The sequence below is a fragment of the Planococcus circulans genome (assembly GCF_020023385.1).
Lineage (GTDB): Bacteria > Bacillota > Bacilli > Bacillales_A > Planococcaceae > Planococcus.
In genome coordinates, this window is sequence record NZ_JAIQCL010000007.1 from 117,560 (window position 1) to 140,804 (window position 23,245).

The following is a 23,245-nucleotide window of genomic DNA, read 5'->3' on the forward strand; positions in this document are numbered from 1 at the left end:
TTGCAGAAGTTGAAGTTTGGCGTTATTTATTGTAAAATGATTGAGGTTTTGCTGCCTTTACGGCACAGAAGCAAATTGAGGAAATAGGAGGTATGATTCATGCAAAATCATACACACAACGTTTTACTTTATTATTTATATACATCGATTGAAAACCCGGAGGAATTTGCGGTTGAGCATTTGGCAGCATGCAAAGGACTCGAGCTGAAAGGCCGGATCCTCGTATCCGAAGAAGGGATCAATGGGACGTGTTCAGGAACCATCGAACAAACTGAAGCTTATATGGAAATGTTGAAAAGCGATCCGCGCTTCTCCGACATCGTTTTTAAAATTGATGCCGCTGAAGGACACGCGTTTAAAAAAATGCACGTACGTGCGAAAAAAGAAATTGTTCATCTCGGACTGGAAGAAGACATCAATCCGAACGAACTGACAGGGACTTATCTGGAGCCGGTCGAATTCTACAAACAAATGCAGGAGCAGGACACGATCGTTTTGGATGCGCGCAATGATTATGAATATGACCTTGGGCATTTCCGCAACTCGGTCCGTCCGGATATCGAAAACTTTCGTGACCTTCCTGAATGGATCCGCGATAACAAAGAGCAATTTGAAGGCAAGAAAATTTTGACGTATTGCACAGGCGGAATCCGCTGTGAAAAATTCTCTGGCTGGCTTAAAAAAGAAGGCTTTGAGGATGTCGCTCAATTGCACGGGGGCATTGTCACTTATGGAAAAGACCCTGAAGTGAAAGGTGACCTATGGGATGGCCAATTATACGTATTCGATGAGCGTATTGCTGTTCCGGTAAACCAATTGGAACACGTGATTGTCGGCAAAGATCATTTTACAGGCGAACCTTGCGAACGCTATGTGAACTGCGCAAATCCAGATTGCAACGCGAAGATTCTGGCTTCTGAAGAAAACGAACACAAGTACATGCGGTCATGTTCAGACGAGTGCCGCGAACACCCGCGCAACCGTTATGCTTTTGAACACGGTTTGACTGGGGAGCAGGTACAGGCGCGTCTGGATGCCTTGAAAGAAACAACTGAAGTATAAATGAATGCAAAAGAAGCTGCCGATTGATTCGGCAGCTTCTTTTATTTTGCTCAGTTTATTTTTCGACTTCTTCCTGGCAGTCGAAGCAGACCAATTCCGCGTCTACATATACGCCATCGAGAAAACCATCACGGCAATAGACGTCTTTGCCACAATTACTGCATGGCCCGATCAGCTCAAGCATCCTGTAAACCTTCGGCGTAGACGTACATCGCATCTTTCAGGTATTTGGCCAAGCCTTTGCCGTGCTGGTCGATATTCTTGGCGAAACGGCTGTCTGATGCGTATAGATCGCCGAGACCGCGGAACATTTTCGGTGAACAGTCATAGAAACGGTTCAAAAGCGTATAATATGCTTTCATTTCGAGTTGGACGGCATCCGCCTGTGGAGGCAGGTGCATCAAGCTGGCAACCGTGTTGTAAATGCGGTCTCCTTCGCGGTTGATCTCATCCAAATCCTCTTCTTCTTTTTCCACTTGTACAGGCTCGCTCAGTGTTGCGGCAGGTTCTTCGTTTAGAGCTGTTTCAACGGGAGCGACCGCTACGGCAACAGCTGATTCTTCACCGTATCCGCCGGATGCAGCCTGCAAGGATTCCAGCTGCGGTTCAACCGGTTCCAAAACAGCTATGCCGATGCCCGGTTTTTGGTATTTCTTCATCAAGTCTTCTGCTTTGCTGGTCGCGAAAGCGGAAAACCGTTCTGTATCGGTCAAACTCTGCGCACCCTGCAGCTCTTGCTGGGTCAGTTCCGCATTGCGGATCAGGTTTTCGATGCGTTGTTTTTTCTGTTCCAGCAATTCGATGTGCTGCACCAATGCATATTCCCGATCAATGCCATCAGCTACTAGCTCTTGGATTTTCTTTAATGAAAAATCCAGTTCCTTCAAGAACAAAATCTGTTGAAGCAATTTCAAATCTGCTCCATTGTAATAACGATATCGGTTGGTTCCGATATTTGATGGTTTCAGTAAACCGATGCTGTCATAGTGATGGAGAGTTCGGACACTCACGCCCGCTATTTTTGCTACTTCTTGTACTTTGTACAATCTAATCACCTCTCTCTTTAAAATACACTATAACGCACCGTCAGTGTCAATAGTTTAGGGGAAAAGATGTGAAAATGTATTATTTCTGTATCATAGCTGTTAAAAAGTCGAAGAACAGTTTGACGGCTTATAATGCCTGCTGCAGATTTGTATATAAAAATAGTCCTTTTAATCTTCACTCTAAGATTGGAAGGTTATTTAAGGGATTAGCTGAAAAAATAAAAACAGATATTTCAGAAATCTCCTAGGATTTACTAGATATCTATGAAATAATGAAATTGAAAGCGCTATCATTAACCTCTTTATGAAAGGAGTAATGACAATGAAATTGACCAATTTTGTAAACGGCAAATGGCAGCAGGATGAAACGGCGAAATTCCGGCCAGTTCTGAACCCGGCAAACGGGAACGAGTTGGCACAGGTCCGCATGTCTACGGCAGAAGATGTCGATGCAGCGGTCAAGGCGGCCCAGACAGCACAGAAAAAATGGGCGAAAGTTCCGGCACCCAAGCGTGCGGATTATTTATATGAAATCGGGCGGCTGATGAAAGAGAGAAAAGAACAGTTGGCTCAAGTGTTGACCAAAGAAATGGGGAAGGTCATCGAAGAAGGGCGTGGCGAAGTTCAAGAAGGAATCGACATGGCCTATTACATGGCCGGGGAAGGCAGGCGACTGTTCGGTGAAACGACGCCATCGGAACTGGCGGACAAATTCGCGATGAGCGTCCGTTCTCCGATTGGTGTGGTGGGGCTCATTACTCCATGGAATTTCCCGATAGCCATCGCTACCTGGAAATCGTTTCCGGCGATTGTGGCCGGCAATACCTTTGTTTGGAAGCCAGCAACCGAAACGCCGATGATGGCTTATGAAATGGCGAAGATATTTGAAGAAGTCGGCCTTCCCGAAGGCGTCGCCAATATTGTCTTTGGAGCGGGTTCAGAGGTCGGGACCGCACTCATTGAACATGAAGGCGTGCGGGTCATTTCATTTACGGGATCGACTGAGACAGGACGTAAAGTGGCAGAAGCGGGAGGGCGCAACCTGAAAAAAGTATCACTTGAAATGGGTGGCAAAAATGCTGTCATTGTCATGGAGGATGCTGACCTGGATTTGGCTGTGGAAGGGATCTTGTGGAGTGCATTCGGTACGGCCGGCCAGCGCTGTACGGCCTGCAGCAGGGTGATTGTCCATACAGAGGTCAAAGAGGAGTTGCAGAAGCGTCTGCTGTCGAAAATGGATACCTTGACGATTGGCGATGGCACGGATGAATCGATTAAAGTGGGACCGGTCATCAATCGAAAAGCTCTTGAAAAAATCCATTCCTATATCACGATTGGCCAAGAAGAAGAAGGAGCCAGCCTGTTAGTTGGCGGAGAAATCCTGACAGGCGGCATCTACGATAAAGGGAACTATTACGCTCCGACATTGTTTGCGGATGTGACGCCGGATATGCGTATTGCGCAGGAAGAGATTTTTGGCCCAGTCGTATCGATGATCGAAGTGTCGAGTTTTGAAGAGGCTATTGATGTCAATAATGGTGTGATCTATGGTTTGTCCAGCTCTATCTATACGGCTGATGTCAACCGTGCGTTCAAAGCTCAGCGTGATTTGGATACAGGGATCGTCTATATAAACGCAGGAACGACAGGAGCGGAAATTCACTTGCCGTTCGGCGGGACGAAAGGCACAGGCAACGGCCACCGCGATTCAGGCGTTGCGGCATTGGATGTCTTTACGGAGTGGAAAAGCGTCTATGTCGATTACAGCGGTAAATTGCAGCGTGCGCAAATCGACAATGAAGTTTAAGGGAAAGGGGATAGAGAGATGAAAGTCGTCGTATTAGGTGCAGGCTTGATGGGGAAGCAGGCGGCTCGGGACTTGGTCGCTGACAATGCTGTGGAATTGGTGTTCTTAGCAGATCGGAATACTGAACAGGCCAAACTCTTCAAAGAACAGCTCGGCAGCAGCAAGCTGGAAGTGCTGGAATTGGATGCGGCCAATGATGAAGCATTGGCGGCAGTGATTGCAAAAGGAGATATCGTCATCAATGCCCTTTTCTATACCTTCAATGAAAAAGTGGCGGCTACTGCGCTTGAATGCGGTGTCCACGCTGTAGATTTGGGCGGCCATATTGGCGGAGCGACGGATGCTGTGCTGGAATTGCATGAACAGGCACAGCAAAAGGGCGTCACGCTCATTCCTGACTTAGGGGTAGCGCCTGGAATGATCAACATCCTCGCAGGATATGGTGCCAGCAAGCTTGACCAGGTCTCTGATATCCGTTTGTATGTCGGGGGCATTCCTGTCCATCCGGAACCGCCGCTCGAATACAATCATGTTTTTTCGCTGGAAGGCGTGTTCGACCATTACACGGATAAATCCCATGTCATCCGTGAAGGGAAACTGTTGGAAGTTGAATCCTTATCTGAAATTGAACATATCGAGTTTGAAGGCTTCGGTGAATTGGAAGCCTTCCATACATCTGGAGGAACGTCGACGTTGACGGATACCTTCAGCGATGTAAATTCACTGGAATACAAAACATTGCGCTACAAAGGCCATGCCGAGAAATTTAAACTATTGGTTGATTTGGGCTTTACCGACCGGACAAAAACAGTCCAAGTGGAAGGTCATGAAGTGAAGCTGCGTTCGGTCTTGAAGGCTGTGCTGGAACCCATAACGGCACTTGGGGACAAGCAAGATGCTGTCGTTCTGCGGGTAATGGTGTCAGGCGTGAAGGCTGGTGAGGATATCAGCTATGAATACAATATGGTGACGGTGAAAGATCCTGATACGGGCGTTACCGCAATGGCGCGTGCGACCGCCTATACCATTTCAGTTGTCGCACAGATGATCGGCAAAGGCATAATCGATAAGGCGGGTGCCTACCCACCGGAAATGGTTGTTCCAGGAGACGAATATATTGCAGAGATGGCAAAGCGCGGTGTAGAAATCAAAGAAACCGTTCACCGTTCAGCTCTTCAGAATTAAAGGTTTGTGTGTATCTATAGAACAAAGAGCGCTAAAGTATGTATGGTCAAACAGTAAAAGAGGGATGGCCCCAGACGGCGCCATCCTTCTTTTCATTTCTTATAGAAGTTCTTCCACTTTTTTCGGGACCAGCATTTTCAGGCTGGCAGGCTGAATCTCGATGTCGAGTGGCGTGGTCAAATAGATTTCGCCATCGGTATCCACATCGAGTTCTTCTTCTGTTTTGATGGAAATGGATTTTCCCTGGTAATGGGTGATATGCTCCAATTCCTCTGCGACCACTTCAGGCTGTGATAAAGAAAACCACTCTCGTAAAGCGGCCAAAGATGAAGTTTGGATAATAAACAGGTCCAGCAGTCCATCTGTCGGGTCGATCGTTGCGAGTGGAAAGTTGTGTGTACCGATCGACTTGCCATTCATGACAAGCACCAGCACACCCTCCTCGGCATAGCTGATTCCGTCAATCTTCAAATGCACTGGAAATGGTTCTGCCTGCCGCATGGACTGAAGCGCGCTCATGAAATAGCTGATTTTTCCATAACGTTCTTTTAGGTGGGGATCAATGTTTGAAGAAGCATCAGTAATCAGGCCGATGCCGGCAAAATTGAGAAAAGAGCCGCCGTTGATTTTTCCTGTATCGATCTCTTTAATTTCCCCATTGACCAATTCTGAAGCCGCTAAGTCCAAGTCTAAAGGAATGTTCAAGGTGCGTGCGAAATCATTACAGGTACCACTTGGAATAATAGCCATTGGAGGCGGAGCGGGAACGGAGGCCAAAGCGCGGACCGCAGAATGGACAGTTCCATCGCCTCCGGCAATAAACAGAATATCCGCATGCGTAGCAGCAGTTTGGCAGGCATTCTCGAATTCCTCCGGCGAATCGGTTTTGATCAGCTCGAGTGACTTGGACGCTTCAGCCAGATGAGGTACAGCCAGCCGCAGAACAGAGTCTACCGTAGACGCTCCTGCATTGCCGTTATACAATAATACGGAACGATTGAACTTAGGCATTTCATATGTCCTCCTGTACTTCTATTTGCTTATATAATTCCACTAATCAAGAATACATAAACAATGGAAGCCAGTAAAATGAAAGCAACTATAAAAAAGAGGTGCCAATATGACAATTAAATTATATTACCAGGATTCGGAAATTTCAGAAGCTCGTGTGGGCGTGATGGACAGCGGAAAGGATGCAGCCGGCTATTACGCTATCCTGGACCAAAGCTGCTTCTATCCTGAAGGCGGCGGACAGCCGGCGGATCAGGGAGAGATTGGACCTGCCAAAGTGCTGGATGTACAGTCTGTCGAAGGCGAAATCCGTCATTACACAGATATTCAGCTGCCGAAAGGCAACTTTTCTGCCCATGTGGATTGGCAAAGAAGATGGGATCATATGCAGCAGCACGCGGGGCAACATTTACTGAGTGCTTTGCTTGAAGACGATTTCGGTTTCAAAACCCAAAGTTTTCATTTAGGAAAAGAACGGGTCTCCATCGATTTGGACTTGGATTCGGCAACAAAAGAACAACTGCTGGCGGTTGAGAATAAGGCGAATGGGTTAATCCGCCAATGCCTTTCAATTTCCGAACGCTGGATCACTTCCGAACAAGCAAAAGAGCTGAATCTGAGAAAGCCGCCGGTAGTGGAAGGGGACATTCGGCTGGTTGAAATTGCAGGAATTGATTTCAATCCCTGCGGAGGCACCCATCCCAAAAATACAGCGGATATCGGTTTGTTGAAGATCATCTCTACAGAGAAAGCCAAAGGCGGAATGCGGGTTTATTTTTTATGCGGTGATCGTGCCTTGCAGCATTTTAACTTTTTGATGGAAACGACTGATAAACTGGTGGCTCAACTGAATGCACCGGCTGCCGAATTGCCGCAGGCAGCGAAAACTCTATTGGCAGACAAGGCGTCTGCTGACAAAGCAATCAAAAATCTTCAGGAACAACTGCTGAACCTGGAAGCTGAGACGATTAATCCGGCTAATGGAATTATAGAAAAGCTCTTTGAAGGCCGTCCGATTAAGGAACTGCAGCAGCTTGCCCGCTTGGTGATTGTTAAAAATCCTTCAGTAACCGTGCTGTTCATCAGTACTTCAGAAGGAGATGTACGCTTTGTCTGTGCAAGAGGGGAACAGGCGCCGGGCGATATGCGTGAAGTGTTGCAGCAACTTTTGGCGTTGACTAGAGGCAAAGGCGGAGGAAACGCACAATTTGCTCAAGGTGGCGGTGCTACCGATAACTCACCGGAAATATTCAAGGGTGTTTTCCGGTCAGCCCTAAAAAATTTCAAGTGAAATGTGTAACTTTTCCAGTGCTTCTCTGTCTAATGGAAAAAGGGATGTCTGAAAGGGCGTGAGTGGTCATGAAGAAGAAAAAAATCTGGCTCATTGCTGCCATTGCGATTGCAGTTGCCGGTCTGTCGTTTGTTTTTTTCAATGATAAAGTATCAGTCAGCGCTTCCTCTGTTGCTTTAGCGGAGCAGGGGTGGAAAGCCAATTTCTCTTCATCGCTCCATCAGGAAGCCATTGATAAGGGGTATATATACATCACGGATGAAAATGGTGACCGTGTCGACACCGAAATGTTTATCCATGAAAATGGAAAGACGCTGGAAATTCGGGGGATCCCAATAGGTGAATACCAATTGCATATCAAAAATGCAGCATTAAAGAACAGTTTTATGAAAAGTTTAGTGGATACAGAAGTTTCTTTCGCTGTACAGGAACAACTGGAAAAACTATCAGGTGAAGAAGAGTTGCGGAACTATTTCGCGCGTCTGATGGAAATGCAACAAAACAACCGGCAATTCGGAGGCATCATGCAGGAAGGCAGTGAAGAGACCGCGGAATCCGCTGACTCTGCAGCAGGTGAAAGCGGAAGCTCGGGAGCGAATGGGGATTATTCGACTACCAATAACCAGGTGGAAGGTGTGGATGAAGCCGATCTTGTGAAAACGGATGGTTCGTATATCTACTCCATCAGTGAATCGCGTGTGGTGATTTCGGATGTCCGAAATCCGCAGGAGATGGTGGTCGCAGCTGAGCTGCCCTTTACAGAAGAAACCTACCCGCAGCAGCTTTTCTTATCGGAAGATACATTGGTGGTCATGGGAAGCCGTTTTTCAGCCATGCCAATCGATAACTTTCAGCTGCCGCACAGCCAATTGCCGCATTTAGGCATCACCTCTGTCTATTTATATGACATCAGTAGCCCCGAATCTCCTCAGTTGATCCGTGAATTCGGCGCTGAAGGAAATTTAAGTGGCGCAAGGCTGGCAAACAATGTCCTTTACTTTGTCACCAACGTCTATCCGGATTATTGGGTGCTGGAAGAGCAAGATGAACCTGAACTGCGGCCGCATCGGTATGACTCAAATGACGGAGGCGAGCTTCAGCCTCTGCCTTATGACAGCATCGCGGTTTTGCCGGGGACTATGGAGGGCAGCTACAGCGTCATTACAACCATCGACTTGAATGCTCCTGAAACCAACGACATCTCGACAGAAGGGTTTTTAGGAGGCAATGAGCAGCTTTACATGAATGAAGAAAGTCTCTATTTAACAGCGTCTGCTTATGTTCCGTTGGATGAGGAGCAAATGCCGGGCAACAGGGAAATGGCTATCTGGCTGCCACAGCAGGCAAATACTGAAGTCTTTAAATTCAGTTTGAGCGGAACAGCTGTCGATTTCCTCGCTTCTGCAGAAATAACAGGTTCTTTGCTCAATCAGTTTTCCATGGATGAATACAATGGCTACTTTAGGGCAGTAACAACAGAAGGAATTGCATGGGACTTGACTTCCCCGTCGAAAAATCATCTGTTCATCCTCGATGGGCAGATGAACCAAGTGGGATCAGTGGAAGATCTGGCTCCCGGAGAACGGATCTATTCAGCCCGTTTTATTGAACAAAAAGCCTACATGGTGACTTTTAAAGAAACGGATCCGCTTTTCGTCATTGATGTTTCTGTCCCATCTTCTCCAGAAGTGCTCGGAGAACTGAAAATACCGGGCTTCTCAAATTATCTTCACCCGTTGGATGAGAATCATTTGATCGGCTTTGGCTATGATACGAAACTGGTGCCAGTAAAAGGCGGAGAACCTCGGGTCGTGACAGGCGGCATGAAAATTTCTTTATTTGATGTCAGCGATTTTACTGACCCACTGGAAAAAGATACAGAGATTATCGGTGGACCCGGAACCTATTCGGCGCTCCAATATGACCATAAAGCATTGTTCACGCATCAGGAAAAAAACCTGTTTGGTTTTCCTGCTGCGCTATACGCAGAAACGGGTGGTGACTATGTGGAGTTTGAAGGGGAAGGTGCACTGATCTACACAATTACACCAGACGGAATTTCACAAGCAGCAAATTTAATTGAACAAACCGATGACCAATACGAAGACTGGAATACGGCCATTCAGCGCATCCTCTATGTTGGCGGGGAATTGTACACAGTGGCAAATGGTGAAATCAAAAGCTATGGATTGGATACATTCGAACCAATCGGTAGTCTGGTGTTTGATAAATAGCGGGAAGAGGCGTGTTTTTATCGCCCTCTTCTTTTTTTTATGTTTTCAATTAGCAGAAAAAGGGAAGTTGAGAAGTATTCTGAAAACTATAACTGGAGGGATATCGATGAAAGCAGTAACGTTTCAAGGAACAAAAAATATGCAGGTGAAAAATGTTAAGGATCCTGAACTTCAGAAAAAAGACGACATCATTGTAAAAATAACTTCAACTGCTATTTGCGGTACAGATTTACATATTTATCAAGGTGCATTGCCGACGACAAAAGACACCGTCATTGGCCATGAGCCAATGGGGATTGTGGAAGAAGTCGGACCGGATGTCACCAAAGTGAAAAAAGGCGATCGCATCGTCCTTCCTTTTAACGTCAGCTGTGGCCACTGTTTTTATTGCAGCAATGAATTAGAGAGCCAATGTGACAACTCAAATGGCAATCCCCATTTCGATACGGGCGGTTATTTTGGGTTAACGGAGCGCTATGGCGATTATGCAGGAGGGCAAGCTGAGTATCTTCGCGTACCTTATGGCAATTTCATGCCTCTTGTTATTCCTGAATCCTCCGAATTGGAAGATGAATCATTGCTGTTCCTATCAGATGTCCTGCCGACAGCCTGGTGGAGTGTTGAAAATGCCGGCGTAAAAAAAGGGGATACCGTAGTTGTTCTGGGATGTGGCCCCATTGGACTCATGACACAGAAATTCGCTTGGATGCAGGGTGCAAGCCGCGTTATTGCAGTGGATGAGATTCCTTACCGAATGGAACTTGCCAAAAAAATGAACAATGTAGAAATTGTTGATTTCAGTAAACATGACAACACGGGCGCGCTGATCCACGAGATTACGCAGGGGGGCGCGAATGTCGTCATTGATTGTGTAGGGATGGACGGCAAAAAGTCACCAGCAGAAGCCGCCCAGCAAAAGCTGATGCTGCAAGGTGGTACGCTCAGCGCCATTAACATTGCGAAAGACGCTGTCAGCAAATTTGGTACCATTCAATTGACTGGTGTTTACGGACTGACTTACAATATGTTCCCGCTGGGTAACATGTTCGAACGGAATGTCACCTTGAAAATGGGACAGGCACCCGTTATCCACTTGATGCCGATGCTGTATAAAAAAATCGAAAATGGCGAGTTTGATCCGCGCGAAATCATTTCGCATATCGTGCCGTTGGAAAGTGCCAGTGAAGCTTATCAAATCTTCAATGACCATCAAGACAATTGTACGAAAGTCGTCCTGAAACCATAACTTCCGACACACGATAAAAATTTTATTAAACGCCCCGATTTACTGGGGCGTTTAATTTTTTGCCTATGTGCGTTATGATGAGTACAGAAACCGACAGCGAGAGGAGAGACGCATGTGGCGCAAATAGGAGAGACTAGGCGTGAACTCGCGTTGGATTGTTTTTTGCTGGCTGGCAGAATCATGATGGAAAGTGGAGCTGAAACTTATCGTGTTGAGGATACGATGATCCGGATGGCGGTATCACAAAATATGGTGAATTCCCATTGCTTCGTAACACCCACAGGCATCATGTTTTCGCCAAGTGAAGAGCTTGCTACACGATTTGTCCGCATCAATAACCGGAGTACCGACTTGGAACGGGTGGCGCTTATCAACTCGGTTTCACGCAAACTGGTATCCGGCGAATATACATTGCAACAGGCTTATGATGAAATGATGATCATTGACCAAACCAATTACCGAACCAGTGTATGGGTGCAGACGCTGGCTGCTTCGGTGGCGAGTGCCTGCTTTTTTATTTTATTGGGTGGCAGTTGGTCCAATATTCCTTTTCCTTTTGTAATCGGTGGAATCGGGTTCATTATAGTAGAAACCATACTGATCGAGACACGGGTAAAAATATTTGCTGAATTCATTGGTGCTTTTGTCATCGGAATACTCGCATCCATCGCTGTTTATACCGGAATCGCGACAAATTTGGATACGCTGATCATCGGTTCCATCATGCCGCTGGTTCCGGGATTGCTGATTACCAATGCGGTACGTGATTTAATGGCAGGTTATTTCGTATCAGGATTATCCAAGGGAGCGGAGGCTTTTTTGACGGCATTTGCTATCGGTGCTGGAATCGCAGTAGTACTATCATTTTAAGGGGGTAATCAAATGAACTGGCCATTGGAAGCATTTCTCAGTTTTTTGGCAGCAGGCGCGTTCGGTGTCATCTTCAACGCCCCGCGCCGGACCCTGGTCAGCTGTGGGTTGGTCGGGATGAGCGGCTGGCTCATCTACCGCGCATTCTTTCTGGCTTTTGATGACTCGGTTCAGGCTTCTTTTGCCGGCGCATTTGCTGTTTCGATTGTGGCACATTTGCTGGCTAAAAAATTCCGGATGCCGATGATTATTTTCAGTATCGCTGGAATTATTCCATTAGTGCCGGGAAGCAAGGCGTACAACGCTATGAGAAACATCGTTGAAAACAATCACTTGGAAGCTATCGCTTTTGCTTCCGAAGCATTGATGATTTCCGGAGCTGTTGCGATGGGGCTGGTTTTTGCTGAAGTGCTGATGCAGCTGTACTTTAAGCGGCAGGCTAGAAGAATACAAAGAAAAATGGGCCTGACACAAGAATAATTCTTGTTTGTCAGACCCATTTTTATGTTTTGGGAATATGTTGGTTGGGGTGGGCTTTTCTTGTTGTCCAGCTGCAGTGCCCAGATTCTAGGGTCATAAGCCACGCTGGCTGTGCGGCAAAGAACGCCGCTTCGCCATCGCGTCTTATGCCCGTCGAATCTACACGGTCACTTTCGCTTTTCGTGTTGTCCAGCTCCAACGGCCAACTCCTCGGGACATAAGCCACTCTGGCTGTGCAGCTGAAAAAATGCTGCTTCGCCAGACCGTCTTATGCCTGTCGGAGCTGAACGGCCGTTTCCGCTTTTCTTTGTCCAGCTCCAGCAGCCAGCCCCTCGAGTCGCTTCAGCCTTACCCGCAATGGCAAAGAACGCCATTACCGGTAAGGCTTCCAGCGCTTGTCGGGGCTTAACGGCTGCTTCCGTTTTTCTGTCTACCCCAACCATTTCTCCAAATCTGCGGCACTCATCGGGTGGCCGATGATGTAGCCTTGGAGGCTGTCGCAGCCCATGGCACGCAGGAGTTCAAATTGTTCGTTTGTCTCAACGCCTTCTGCTGTTACTTGGAAGTCGAGAGATTTTCCGAACTGGATCATGCCATTGATCAATTTTTGTATTTTTTCTTGTTTAGTAATCGACTGTATGATCATTTGATCTATTTTTAATGAAGATATTGGCAACATAAGCATATAGCGGAACGAAGCGTAGCCAGTCCCAAAGTCATCTAATGCAAAACTTATGCCTGCTTGGTGAAGAGTTTTCATTTGTGCCATAATCGAACGTTCTGCTTCGGCTTCGAGAGCGAATTTCTCAGTGATTTCGATCATCAATGAACTGGCTTGGCAATTATTGACCTTCAATTGTTCAAGCAGCATCTTCGCCATATCCTTGTCCCTGAATTCACGGATGGATGAGTTGATGCTGATCTGCAGATCGATGTCTTTGGATTTCCAGTCTTTTAATTGTTTGCACGCTGTTTCAATAACGAAGCTACCGATTTCATTGATCAAGCCATTTTCTTCTGCAATCGGGATGAGCTCATCCGGCGTGACGACACCGATTTCTGAATCGGTCCAACGCACCAATGCTTCGACGCGCTCCACTTTACCGTTCTTCAAATTGACCTGTGGCTGGTACAAAAGCTGCAAATTCTTACGGTCCAATGCGTAGATGAGCCGTTTTTCGATAAGCGCTTTACGATTCAACCGTTCATGGTCATCGGATGTCAACGCGGCAATAGCACTGCCCCCGCGATCTTTCACTTTTTTGATTGTTGCATAGGAAGCTTTGATCAAATGCATGAAGCTCTGCTGATCTTCGGGGTATTTTGTAATGGCGCCGCTGATGGTCATCGGCACCGCCGTACCCTTCAGGTAAATCGGATGTTGCTGAAGATAATGGAGAAATCCTTCGATAAACCAATTGCTTAAAGGGGTTACTAAAGCAAACTCATGCAGACCGGCACGTGTGATGATGGAATCGGAAAAGTACATCCGCAGGCGCTTGGTGAATTCGGTGAGCAATTCGTTTTCCGTGTCTGTATCGGAAACATCGCGCAGCGTATAGAAACGGTCAATATCCAGAAAAATAAAGGAGAAATGCCGACCTTCTTCTATGTATTCATTGACTACTTGCTCAAGCCGATGACGATTTTCCAATCCAGTCACAGGATCGATAAAAGCGATTTCTTCGAGATGCTGTTGGGCTTTCTTATTTGCTGTAATGTCTTTTTCCAGGAAAATATAATACGTGTCTTCACTCGAAAGTTGCATCGGAATTGCTGTCAAATCAACCCAATAAACTTCACCATCTTTTTTCACCTTTTTCGCTTCGCCGTTCCAGACATTCCCTTCTCTTAACGTAGAAAGAATGGAATCGACGAATTGGACTTCTTCTTCACCGTCTCCAAACATATGCCATACAGGCTTGCCTAAGATTCGTTTCGGAGTCCATTTGCTCAATTTCAGGAACAATGGATTTGCATATGTGATCAAAAATTCTTCATCAAAATACAGCAGCATGAACGAGTCGTCCAAACCATTTCGTAATTGATTTAATTCTTTAGGGGCAGAGCCGTCTTCATCCGCTTCATCGAGTTCATAGATGGTCATGACGAACTGTTCGTTGTCGGATGTATAGGATTTGGCTACTACTGTTGTATACGCTTTTATGCCCTCGCTCAATTCTATTTCCACATCTTCAAATCTTACCGGTTCCTCAGTATGTAGTAATTTATCCCATGGATGTTTGCTTAATGCAGCTTTTTCGGGATTCATATAAGGAGAAAGCTGTCCTTTGACTGCTTCGGATTCTATTTGGAAAACGCGCTCGGCATGCTGGTTGCACCAGACAATCAAGCCGTTTTTATCGATTATGATGATGGGGAAAGGGATATGATTAAAAACGAGGGTATCAGCCAGTTTTCCTTGCAATTCACTCATTCATTAACGCTCCTTAACCGTAGTTATTTTCATTATAAAGAAGAAAAGGTCTATCGTCATCCTTTTCAAAATAATCTCTACAGGAAATTCACGGATTTTTCACTATCCTTTCGCTGGTAATCGTGAGAGAATAGGCATAAATCATATGAAAATAGAGGTAAGAAAATGTTTAAGAAACTTTTTGTATTATTATTCCTAATTATTAGTATACCTTTTTCGGTTCAAGCGCATACAACTTTATTGTCCTCAACGCCCGCTGAAGGCGAAAATGTAGCTGAAGCTTTAGAGGAAGTGCAACTGGTTTTCGGTACGAAAATCGAAGAAGGCAGCACAATGACAATTGAAGGAGAAAGTGAGTCTTTCGAATTCGCCAATATTGCTATTGCAGAGGACACGATGGTGGGGGATTTTAAGGAAACCTTACCGAATGGATCGTATCGTATTCTATGGAATATTATCGGAGAAGACGGACATCCGATTGAAGGAGAAGTAGCATTCGGTGTCTCTATTGAAGCTGAGGAAGAAGTGGAAACTTCGCCAGTCGAGACTGAGGTAGCGGAAGAGCTGGCAAACCCAGTCGTTGAGTCTGCTGAAGGTGAGTCTGGCGGTAATTTGATGGTGACCGTCTTGCTTATCCTTGCTGCTGTTTTGGTCATCTATGGAATCTATAAATTGCTGTTGAAGAAAGAATGACGTTTTTCACCGCATTTGCCGATGTCTTGCTGTATATCGCTTTTTCGTATCTTGCTGGGTATATCGTGCTGCAATTTGTACCGGAAGACCGAAAACCACCGCTTGCTGAATCTAAAATTCTGCTCCTGCTCAGTGCCACAGGCATCGTTCTGCTGTCATTTTTCCCGGTTTATGAACTCGTGGTCTTTCTGCAGGGCAGCCAAGGCTGGGGAGAAGCTTGGCTGAATGCCATTACCGGGTTTCGGATTGGACAGGGATGGTTGATCACTTTGCTGCTCAGTATCATCCTGTCTCTCACCATCTATTTTGGCGGCAGTCGGCATATCCAGGGATTGTATTTGTTCCTGCTTATTTTGACAGTCGGTTTCTATAGCCATATTTCGACGCTTGACCTTTGGACTGGATTTGCGCTTCAATCAATTCATATTCTCTTTCTGTCGATGTGGGCTGGAGTTTTGCTCCATGTGGCTTGGTTTACAAAAGATGGAGCGAACTGGCGCAGTTTTCTGGCCTGGTTTACGCCTTTTGCCTTTTTCTGTGTAGCTGCGGTTATTGCCAGCGGAATCGTCATCATGTTCTTTTTCGTGGCACCATCCGATTATGCAAACTCTTGGGCTTTGCCTTATGGGCAATTGCTGCTGTTGAAACATATAAGCATCATTCCGGTGCTGCTGGCAGCATTAATCAATGGATTTCTCAACAAACAGAAAGTGTTTCAGCAGTCTTGGTTGAAGCTTGAAAGCGTTTTGTTGCTTGTCGTCTTTGTCTTTACTGCTTTTATGAGCAAGCAGGCACCGCCTCATGATGTTAATGATACCTTGCGTATCGAAGGCGGTGGATGGTTTATTGAACAATTGGCTGGTCCATTATACATCCCGCTTACAGCTGGACTGGATTTGACGTTGAATGGCTCGCTGCTGATGGGGCTGAGCTTGCTCTTACTGGCATTGATGCTATTGGGCTTTTCCCGTCAGTTGAATGCCTGGCTGTCGTTGTTGTTCGGTATTGGATTCATTATCTGTTTTTATGCAGGATTGATGTTGAGTCTTTCATTTTAATTAATTTACAGCCAATCTTCCGGGATTGGTTTTTCTATGGAAAGGAGTGGGGAAATGGAACGTTTAAAAGGGATTTCCATGATATTGATCGGGGCCATACTGTGGGGAGCTACAGGTCCTTTGATGGAATGGACAATGGAAGTTTACGGTATCTCTGTACCGTTTCTTTTAACCATTCGTTTGACCGTAGCGGGTCTTTTGTTGCTTCTGTTCCTGAAACTGAAAGGCGTCCGAATTACAGCAATTTTTCGCAATAAGTATTGGGTTCGGCCCTTGCTGATATTCTCGATATTGGGAATGCTTGGTGTCCAGTACAGCTTTGTCGCGGCCATTGAAGCAAGCAACGCAGTAGTGGCGACATTGATGCAGTTCTTGGCTCCTGTTTATGTCATTCTGTTTGTTTCCATGACCCATAAAAAAATGCCGCCCAGCTACCAGATCATCGGAATGGTCGGCACTTTAGCCGGGTTATTTCTATTGCTGACCAATGGCAGGCCGGATCAACTGATCATCAGTGGAGAAGCTTTTTTCTGGGGCATCCTCGTGGGATTGGCTTTCACCTTCTATACGCTGTATCCAGCGCGGCTCATGCAGGAATGGGGAGTTTTGGTTGTTGTGGGATGGTCGATGCTTTTTGGCGGGGTTTTCCTGGGGCTGGTAAACCCGGTTTTCCTGTCAGATGAATGGCCGATTTTAACCGAGCCGCCTGTTATTGGGGCAATCATCGCGATCATCTTCATCGGAACAGCAGCTTTCGTCCTGTTCCTCAGCAGCATGCGTTATATCACGGCAGTTGAAACCAGTATCTTGTCATCACTTGAGCCTTTAACGGCAATGGTCATTTCCATGTTCTGGTTCGGCCAGGTCCTGTCGCCGGTTCAAATGCTCGGCGCGCTGTTGATGCTGGTGTTCGTCACGTGGCTGTCGCTTGCAGGAAGTACGAAAAAGAAAAAAGGGCGGACTCAGGAGCCGCAGTCTTCTGAATAAACATAGATAAAGCAAAACTAGTTTTGCTGAGCTTGTAGACAAAAGAATATTGCTGTCATTTAAAGCATGAATACACATTTCATCCTGTTTAAACCGGATCCTGCGCTTCAGGCGGACGCTTTCCACGGGCTCGCGCCGAACTAACTCGGACTGGCGCCCGAGTGGATTTCGGCACTTCGCTGTCCCCGCAGGAGTCGCCGCCTGGCGCTCCGGATCCTTGAGTGAAGGGTTTTCTAGATTTGTTGGGACTATTCTTTCTAGAACAGACGAGCAAGCTTCTCTCTTTGATTGAAGCAACATGCCCCAACCGGGCTGGCCACGAAGACTCCTGTGGGACAGCGAAAGCTGAAGACCCCGCAGGAACGCAGTGACGAGGAGGCTGAAGCTGAGCCCACGGAAAGCGAAGTGGCCGGACCGGTTGGGGATTATGCACTGCTATACATTTTGGTCAGGCTTTGTCTACACTCTGAGCAAAACTAGTTTTGCTGATTGCTGCCTATATAATTTTAATGTCAGCGATGCCGCTTAAAACGGCATCGCTTTTACGTGCCAAAATAGAAATCTCTATTCGATATCTGAAAATTATGGCATACTATTCAGTACAAAGGTTCGAGTATCGAAACGTTTAGGAGGCACGTCCATGAAAACAGTTTTTTCATATGCCAAACCATATAAATTTTATATTGTGATTGCACTGATTTTAATGCTTCTGGAACTGACGGTTGAATTGATGCAGCCGCTTGTCATTGCCAGCATCATTGATGAAGGAATTGTGGCAAGGGATCAGGACGTCATCATCCAGTTGGGAATCGTGTTGATGGCCTTATCCGTCATCGCTTTTGTTTCCGGAATCGTCAATTCTTATTTTGCGGCGCATGCTTCGCAAAGCTTTTCATTTGATCTTCGGCAGGCCGTCTACGGACGCATCCAATCATTTTCATTGGCCATGTTCAATAAATTTCCGGCTTCCGGTTTGATCACACGGTTGACGAGCGATGTAACGCTGGTCCAGCAGGTTCTGTATATGGGCTTGCGGATTATGCTGCGTGCTCCTTTGCTTGTGGTGGGAAGTATGATCATGGCATTTGTCGTCAATCCTAAACTGGCTTTCTATTTGGTGATTGTTTTTCCATTTCTGCTTATTTTTCTGTATGTCATGGTCAAAAAAGGAGTCAGCTATTTTGGTTTTGTCCAAAAACGGCTGGATCGGGTCAACCGGATCGTTCAGGAGAATCTGCAGGCTGTGCGTCTGATCAAAGCCTACCTTCGTGGGAAATACGAAACCAATCGCTTTGCAGAAGTGGCAGGCTCTCTAAAAATAGATACTGTAAAAGCTTTCAGGATCATGGAAATCATCCTGCCGATTTTATTGTTCGGTATGAACCTTTCCTTGCTTGCTGTTTTATGGTTCGGGGCATTTGAAATTCGGAGCGGCGGAGCACAGATCGGTGAACTGGTGGCCATCGTCAATTATGCGATGCGGATGACAGGTGCTTTCTCCATGTTTTCCTTCATCATCATGATTTTTGCCCGTGCGAAAGCTTCTTCCGAGCGGCTTGAAGAAGTGCTGCTGGCGGAGGATATCCGTGAAAAAGAGGAAGTTGGAGAAAGTGAAGCCATCCACCGTGGTGAAATCCGTTTCGATAACGTTTCGTTCACCTATCCGGAAACTACCCGGCCTGTGCTGAAAAATATCTCTTTCCATTTGAAAGCCAATGAAAAACTGGCGATCATGGGAGCGACAGGATCGGGGAAATCCTCTTTGCTGCAGCTGATTCCACGGTTTTATGATGGAACTGAGGGAACGGTGTCGGTGCATGGCCGTGATGTCACGAAATGGTCGCTGCGGGCATTGCGCAAAACGATTGGCATCGTGCCCCAGCAATCGCTTCTGTTTACAGGAACTATCTCCAATAATCTTTCCTGGGGCAAAGATGAAGTGGTGCAGGAGGAACTGGCTGATGCAGCCATCAAGGCCCAGATCCATGAAACGGTGGAACGTTTTCCGAAAGGGTATTTTACCCGCGTCGGACAAAAAGGCGTCAATTTATCCGGGGGCCAAAAACAGCGACTGTCCATTGCGCGCGCCTTGGTGCGCAAGCCTTCGATTTTAATTTTGGATGACAGCACCAGTGCGTTGGATGTCAAAACCGAGGCGGCGTTGTGGGAAGAGCTGGACCGGGAAGAAGCGACAATGCTGATGGTCACGCAAAAAATCAGGACGGCGATGAGAGCCGACCGTATTTTGCTGTTGGAAGATGGCATGATTTCAGCTTATGGGACGCATGAAGAGCTGATGAAGAGCTCCGAACTGTATCGCCAGATTGCAATGTCCCAGCAGGAAGAGGAGGTTGATGAATATGTTTGATGCGATTCGCCGTCCTTTCGGCCATGAACCGATCCTTACCAAGGAAGACTTGAAGAAAAAGAAAGACGACAAGAAAACAGAGCGTGCGGAAAATTGGAAATCGACGCTGCTGAAAATCTGGAGACTGGTGGATGAGCAGCGCTTCCTGCTGATCGTGGTATTGGCGCTTGTTTTCGTCAGCTCGGCTTTGGCCCTGCTTGGTCCGTATTTAATCGGCTTCATCATCGATGAATACATTGTTCCGCAAAGTTTCAATGGGATGGGAATTGTGGTGCTGTGGTTGATTGTCGTATATATCGGCCATTCCGTTTCTCTGTACCTGCAGAACTTTTGGATGGTGGGGATTGCCCAGCAGGTGATTTTCCGCATGCGGACGCGGCTCTTTTCACACCTCCAGCGCTTGCCTGTCACTTTCTTTGACAAGCGCCAGCATGGAGAATTGATGAGCCGGATGACGAATGATATCGAAAATGTTTCTTCGACATTGAACACGTCCTTCATCCAAGTGTTTTCAAGCATTTTGACCTTGACCGGTACGGCAATCGTCATGCTGACGCTTAGCCCGTTATTGACGTTATTGACGCTGATCATCATTCCGCTCATGTACATTTCCATTCAATGGATCACCAAGCGCACAGGCCGCCTCTATAAAGAGCAGCAGAAAGCGATCGGGGAATTGAACGGAATGATTGAAGAAACGATTTCCGGACAAAAAATCATCAAAGCCTTTTCTCAGGAACCGCGTGTGATGGAAGAGTTCCGGGAGAAAAGTGAGCGGCTCCGGCGTGCAGGATTCTGGGCATGGACCTATGCCGGGTTCATTCCAAAAGTGATGAACTTCCTCAACAACGGCAGTTTTGCGATTGTGGCCGGTGTTGGGGGGATCCTGGCGCTCAATGGTTCTGTATCGATCGGTGTCATCGTGATTTTTACGGAGTACTCACGGCAATTTACACGTCCGTTGAACGACCTGGCTAACCAGTTCAATACCGTCCTGTCGGCAATCGCCGGCGCTGAACGGGTTTTCTCCATCATGGATGAGACGGAAGAAAAGGATGACCAGGTCTTCAATGTCGAAAAGAAATTGGAAGGCGAAGTGATCTTCGACCGTGTGTCCTTTAAATACGAAGGAACAGAAGAAGACTGGACCATCCGTGATGTCAGCTTCACCGTCGGCATTGGCCAAACCGCGGCGCTTGTCGGGGCAACCGGTGCAGGGAAAACAACAATTATGCAGTTATTGGCGCGCTTTTATGATGCCAATGAAGGAAAAATCCGGTTGGACGGCACGCCGATTGCTGACATGCCACGTGAAACATTGCGCAAGCAAATCGCTTTCGTGCTGCAGGACCCTTTTCTCTTCGAAGCGACCGTCAGTGACAACATCCGCTACGGCAAATTGGACGCTACGGATAAAGAGGTGGTGGAGGCGGCAAAAGGTGCAAACGCACATGACTTTATCGAAAAGCTGCCGAATGGCTATGACACGATCTTGACTGGAGACGGTTCAATGATCAGCCAGGGCCAGAAGCAATTGCTGTCGATTGCCCGCGCCTTGATTGCCGATCCGGTCATCCTGTTGCTGGATGAAGCGACGAGCAGCATCGATACCGTCACCGAATTGAAGATACAGGAAGCATTGGAGCGGCTTATGGCTGGGCGTACCAGCTTTGTCATCGCCCATCGATTGAATACGGTGCGAAAAGCCGATTTGGTTCTGGTTATGGAGATGGGAGAACTGGTGGAATCAGGCACACAGCAGCAATTATTGGACAAAGGCGGCATTTACGCCAATATGCTGGCTGACGCACAATTATAAAGAAGAGCCAAGTCCAGCTAAATGGACTTGGCTTTTTTCGCAGCATTCCTTACATTCCAGAGGCTATATGATACGATAAAAACAAAGAGGCATTTCATTCAATCGGAAGTTCAATGCCATTGAATGTTAACGCATAAGCTGAGGAGGCATCCCAATGGATTTATCGTTATCAATCGTTTCATTTCCGGTAGATGAACAAACAGCGAGGGACATGGCACAATTGCTGGAAGAACTGCCGGAACAGCAAAGAATGGTCCTTCATCCATCCCTATGGAGAGCAGCGGAGGCAAGAGGCTTTGCTGTGATTGCCTACACGGATCAGGAAGAACTGATCGGCTTTGCCGCAGCGGCGGATATGGTCGGGCTGCATCATTACGAGTGGTCACTGTTTGTCCATCCGGATTACCGCAGAATTTCGCTTGGGACGGCTTTGGCAGATGGTGTATCCCACGCCTTGTCGCAGCGCCAGGCTGAAAGCGAGTTGGCGGCTTTTGCAGACGACACCGAAATTGCTGCATTCATGGAAAAGATCGGCTACGGTCCAGACTTCAATGAAATCCTTCTTTCTGCAGAACCATTATCCGGAAATCCTTTGCCTGAAGGACTGGCAATTGTTCCTTACGAAGGGGAAGATGAAGCGCTGGCCGAGTTGCTGACGGCGGCATTTGATGATACGATCCTGCCGATTCTGGAGCATAATTTGGTGGATCTGGAAAGGGAGATTTGGCTGCTTAAGAAAGAAAACCAGCTGGTTGCCACTGCCACGCTGCTGACTGAAGAAGGGGCATTGTGGGTGACGGCTTTTGCTGTGCATCCTGTTCACCAAGGCAGGGGCTATGGCAAAGCGTTTTTGAAATGGTGCCGGGTGCTTGCTTCCGAGCGGGGGTTGACGAAAGTCCTGTTGGATGTCGAAACGGATAATGAAGCATTACATGTCTACGAAAAATCAGGATTCATGCGGATACAAACCATTTCTTATTGGAAGCGTAAAACCGTATAACAAAAAACCATCCGCAGGTTCCCGGCTCAGGTAAGGCGGGTAAGCGAATGGGTTTTGATGCAACACAAGCTTAAAGTTTATCCAGAGACTGAATCAATTGCTGGTTTGTCTGTATTCTTTATCTGTGCCGTCAGGATATGTGACTTCGATTTCAATTTCAGTAAATCCGTCCTCAATCCCAAAAGCGTCAATGACTTGTGTGATGACTTCGTCATCGGAAGTATCCGTTGTCAGCTCCAATTGGCTGAGTCCGGGTTCAATTTCATCCATGGCATCATTTCCAGATAAATCCGTTTCCGTCATCTGGTTTTTAAATTCAGCTTCAACTTTATCGCGGTCCTCCTCATAGCTGATTTCGATCATATCATCCATATCAGGGTAGTCGACATTGATGTCGAGCTCGGTGAAACCGAATGTTTCGCCACCGATGCTGTCCTGGTCCAATCCGCCTTCAGGAGAGGCATTTTCCGTGCCTCCAGGATCGGCAGGCTGTTCTTGGCTTTCGTTGTCCACAGGTTCCGTTACTTGCTCGTCATCACCACAGGCGGCTAACAGCAAAGCAGAAGAAAACAGCAGAGGCGCCATTATATTTCTTTTATTGAAGATCATCTGATTTCATCCTTTCCCTTAGCTTATACTTATTACTATGCA

General features: G+C 46.8%; 19 protein-coding genes. 14 read left to right on the forward strand and 5 right to left on the reverse strand.

Annotation, left to right across the window (positions count from 1 at the left end):
- The first annotated feature begins 99 nt into the window (after window positions 1-99).
- Window positions 100-1,062: an oxygen-dependent tRNA uridine(34) hydroxylase TrhO gene (gene trhO / locus K8U60_RS12685; protein ID WP_223639905.1), complete on the forward strand. Its 963-nt coding sequence runs from the start codon at window positions 100-102 to the stop codon at window positions 1,060-1,062.
- A gap of 55 nt (window positions 1,063-1,117) precedes the next feature.
- Here the strand turns inward: trhO and K8U60_RS19060 are convergent, their stop codons facing one another.
- The gene (locus K8U60_RS19060) at window positions 1,118-1,246 is read right to left on the reverse strand and encodes a hypothetical protein (RefSeq protein ID WP_263298663.1); all 129 of its coding nucleotides are present in this window, start codon (window positions 1,244-1,246) and stop codon (window positions 1,118-1,120) included.
- Window positions 1,239-2,108, reverse strand: coding sequence for a MerR family transcriptional regulator (locus K8U60_RS12690; RefSeq protein ID WP_223639908.1), 870 nt, complete (start codon window positions 2,106-2,108; stop codon window positions 1,239-1,241). The genes K8U60_RS19060 and K8U60_RS12690 overlap by 8 nt, the downstream gene beginning before the upstream one ends.
- A 322-nt stretch (window positions 2,109-2,430) precedes the next feature.
- Here K8U60_RS12690 and K8U60_RS12695 point away from each other — a divergent pair, with 322 nt between their 5' ends.
- Both K8U60_RS12695 and K8U60_RS12700 read left to right on the forward strand, forming a co-directional pair.
- Complete coding sequence (locus K8U60_RS12695) at window positions 2,431-3,915, forward strand: aldehyde dehydrogenase family protein (RefSeq protein ID WP_223639911.1); 1,485 nt, start codon at window positions 2,431-2,433, stop codon at window positions 3,913-3,915.
- Between the two features lie 18 nt (window positions 3,916-3,933).
- Window positions 3,934-5,100 (forward strand): saccharopine dehydrogenase family protein, encoded by a 1,167-nt coding sequence (locus tag K8U60_RS12700; protein WP_223639914.1) that lies wholly within the window; start codon window positions 3,934-3,936, stop codon window positions 5,098-5,100.
- A gap of 99 nt (window positions 5,101-5,199) precedes the next feature.
- On the opposite strand, the gene K8U60_RS12705 is transcribed toward K8U60_RS12700, so the two are convergent.
- Window positions 5,200-6,111, reverse strand: a complete 912-nt coding sequence (locus K8U60_RS12705) for a diacylglycerol/lipid kinase family protein (RefSeq protein ID WP_223639931.1) — start codon at window positions 6,109-6,111, stop codon at window positions 5,200-5,202.
- Window positions 6,112-6,220: 109 nt separating this feature from the next.
- On the opposite strand from K8U60_RS12705, the gene K8U60_RS12710 reads away from it, so the two are divergent.
- From K8U60_RS12710 to K8U60_RS12730, 5 genes are all read left to right on the forward strand, one after another.
- Window positions 6,221-7,402: an alanyl-tRNA editing protein gene (locus tag K8U60_RS12710; protein ID WP_223639934.1), complete on the forward strand. Its 1,182-nt coding sequence runs from the start codon at window positions 6,221-6,223 to the stop codon at window positions 7,400-7,402.
- Between the two features lie 68 nt (window positions 7,403-7,470).
- Complete coding sequence (locus K8U60_RS12715) at window positions 7,471-9,636, forward strand: beta-propeller domain-containing protein (RefSeq protein ID WP_223639937.1); 2,166 nt, start codon at window positions 7,471-7,473, stop codon at window positions 9,634-9,636.
- A gap of 106 nt (window positions 9,637-9,742) precedes the next feature.
- Window positions 9,743-10,882: a zinc-dependent alcohol dehydrogenase gene (locus tag K8U60_RS12720; RefSeq protein ID WP_223639940.1), complete on the forward strand. Its 1,140-nt coding sequence runs from the start codon at window positions 9,743-9,745 to the stop codon at window positions 10,880-10,882.
- A 114-nt stretch (window positions 10,883-10,996) separates the two neighbouring features.
- Complete coding sequence (locus K8U60_RS12725; RefSeq protein ID WP_223639943.1) at window positions 10,997-11,752, forward strand: threonine/serine exporter family protein; 756 nt, start codon at window positions 10,997-10,999, stop codon at window positions 11,750-11,752.
- 12 nt (window positions 11,753-11,764) lie between these two features.
- Window positions 11,765-12,232 carry a threonine/serine exporter family protein gene (locus tag K8U60_RS12730; RefSeq protein WP_223639946.1) on the forward strand — a complete coding sequence of 156 codons (468 nt, stop codon included), beginning with the start codon at window positions 11,765-11,767 and terminating at the stop codon, window positions 12,230-12,232.
- Between the two features lie 430 nt (window positions 12,233-12,662).
- On the opposite strand, the gene K8U60_RS12735 is transcribed toward K8U60_RS12730, so the two are convergent.
- Window positions 12,663-14,669, reverse strand: coding sequence for a bifunctional diguanylate cyclase/phosphodiesterase (locus tag K8U60_RS12735; protein ID WP_223639949.1), 2,007 nt, complete (start codon window positions 14,667-14,669; stop codon window positions 12,663-12,665).
- A 165-nt stretch (window positions 14,670-14,834) separates the two neighbouring features.
- Here K8U60_RS12735 and K8U60_RS12740 point away from each other — a divergent pair, with 165 nt between their 5' ends.
- The 6 genes from K8U60_RS12740 to K8U60_RS12765 all read left to right on the forward strand — a co-directional run bounded on the left by K8U60_RS12740 (window position 14,835) and on the right by K8U60_RS12765 (window position 22,594).
- The gene (locus K8U60_RS12740) at window positions 14,835-15,362 is read left to right on the forward strand and encodes a copper resistance CopC family protein (protein ID WP_223639952.1); all 528 of its coding nucleotides are present in this window, start codon (window positions 14,835-14,837) and stop codon (window positions 15,360-15,362) included.
- Window positions 15,359-16,420, forward strand: coding sequence for a copper resistance D family protein (locus K8U60_RS12745; protein WP_223639957.1), 1,062 nt, complete (start codon window positions 15,359-15,361; stop codon window positions 16,418-16,420). The genes K8U60_RS12740 and K8U60_RS12745 overlap by 4 nt, the downstream gene beginning before the upstream one ends.
- 54 nt (window positions 16,421-16,474) lie before the next feature.
- Window positions 16,475-17,407 (forward strand): DMT family transporter, encoded by a 933-nt coding sequence (locus K8U60_RS12750; RefSeq protein ID WP_223639960.1) that lies wholly within the window; start codon window positions 16,475-16,477, stop codon window positions 17,405-17,407.
- 640 nt (window positions 17,408-18,047) lie between these two features.
- Complete coding sequence (locus K8U60_RS12755; protein WP_223639963.1) at window positions 18,048-19,775, forward strand: ABC transporter ATP-binding protein; 1,728 nt, start codon at window positions 18,048-18,050, stop codon at window positions 19,773-19,775.
- Complete coding sequence (locus K8U60_RS12760) at window positions 19,768-21,594, forward strand: ABC transporter ATP-binding protein (protein WP_223639966.1); 1,827 nt, start codon at window positions 19,768-19,770, stop codon at window positions 21,592-21,594. Before K8U60_RS12755 ends, K8U60_RS12760 begins: the two co-directional genes overlap by 8 nt.
- Before the next feature lie 154 nt (window positions 21,595-21,748).
- On the forward strand, window positions 21,749-22,594 hold the full coding sequence (locus K8U60_RS12765; RefSeq protein ID WP_223639969.1) for a GNAT family N-acetyltransferase: 846 nt from the start codon (window positions 21,749-21,751) through the stop codon (window positions 22,592-22,594).
- Between the two features lie 93 nt (window positions 22,595-22,687).
- Here the strand turns inward: K8U60_RS12765 and K8U60_RS12770 are convergent, their stop codons facing one another.
- Window positions 22,688-23,203, reverse strand: a complete 516-nt coding sequence (locus tag K8U60_RS12770) for a YusW family protein (protein WP_223639972.1) — start codon at window positions 23,201-23,203, stop codon at window positions 22,688-22,690.
- Window positions 23,204-23,245 lie beyond the last annotated feature (42 nt).

Bases quoted from the DNA above. Each gene is read 5' to 3' on its own strand.
- K8U60_RS12755 (WP_223639963.1), top strand. From the start codon at position 18,048: ATGAAAACAGTTTTTTCATATGCCAAACCATATAAATTTTATATTGTG.
- K8U60_RS12695 (WP_223639911.1), top strand. From the start codon at position 2,431: ATGAAATTGACCAATTTTGTAAACGGCAAATGGCAGCAGGATGAAACG.
- K8U60_RS12760 (WP_223639966.1), top strand. From the start codon at position 19,768: ATGTTTGATGCGATTCGCCGTCCTTTCGGCCATGAACCGATCCTTACC.
- K8U60_RS19060 (WP_263298663.1), bottom strand. From the start codon at position 1,246: ATGCTTGAGCTGATCGGGCCATGCAGTAATTGTGGCAAAGACGTCTAT.
- K8U60_RS12745 (WP_223639957.1), top strand. From the start codon at position 15,359: ATGACGTTTTTCACCGCATTTGCCGATGTCTTGCTGTATATCGCTTTT.
- K8U60_RS12715 (WP_223639937.1), top strand. From the start codon at position 7,471: ATGAAGAAGAAAAAAATCTGGCTCATTGCTGCCATTGCGATTGCAGTT.
- K8U60_RS12730 (WP_223639946.1), top strand. From the start codon at position 11,765: ATGAACTGGCCATTGGAAGCATTTCTCAGTTTTTTGGCAGCAGGCGCG.
- K8U60_RS12740 (WP_223639952.1), top strand. From the start codon at position 14,835: ATGTTTAAGAAACTTTTTGTATTATTATTCCTAATTATTAGTATACCT.
- trhO (WP_223639905.1), top strand. From the start codon at position 100: ATGCAAAATCATACACACAACGTTTTACTTTATTATTTATATACATCG.
- K8U60_RS12765 (WP_223639969.1), top strand. From the start codon at position 21,749: ATGGATTTATCGTTATCAATCGTTTCATTTCCGGTAGATGAACAAACA.
- K8U60_RS12770 (WP_223639972.1), bottom strand. From the start codon at position 23,203: ATGATCTTCAATAAAAGAAATATAATGGCGCCTCTGCTGTTTTCTTCT.
- K8U60_RS12750 (WP_223639960.1), top strand. From the start codon at position 16,475: ATGGAACGTTTAAAAGGGATTTCCATGATATTGATCGGGGCCATACTG.
- K8U60_RS12720 (WP_223639940.1), top strand. From the start codon at position 9,743: ATGAAAGCAGTAACGTTTCAAGGAACAAAAAATATGCAGGTGAAAAAT.
- K8U60_RS12735 (WP_223639949.1), bottom strand. From the start codon at position 14,669: ATGAGTGAATTGCAAGGAAAACTGGCTGATACCCTCGTTTTTAATCAT.
- K8U60_RS12700 (WP_223639914.1), top strand. From the start codon at position 3,934: ATGAAAGTCGTCGTATTAGGTGCAGGCTTGATGGGGAAGCAGGCGGCT.
- K8U60_RS12710 (WP_223639934.1), top strand. From the start codon at position 6,221: ATGACAATTAAATTATATTACCAGGATTCGGAAATTTCAGAAGCTCGT.
- K8U60_RS12705 (WP_223639931.1), bottom strand. From the start codon at position 6,111: ATGCCTAAGTTCAATCGTTCCGTATTATTGTATAACGGCAATGCAGGA.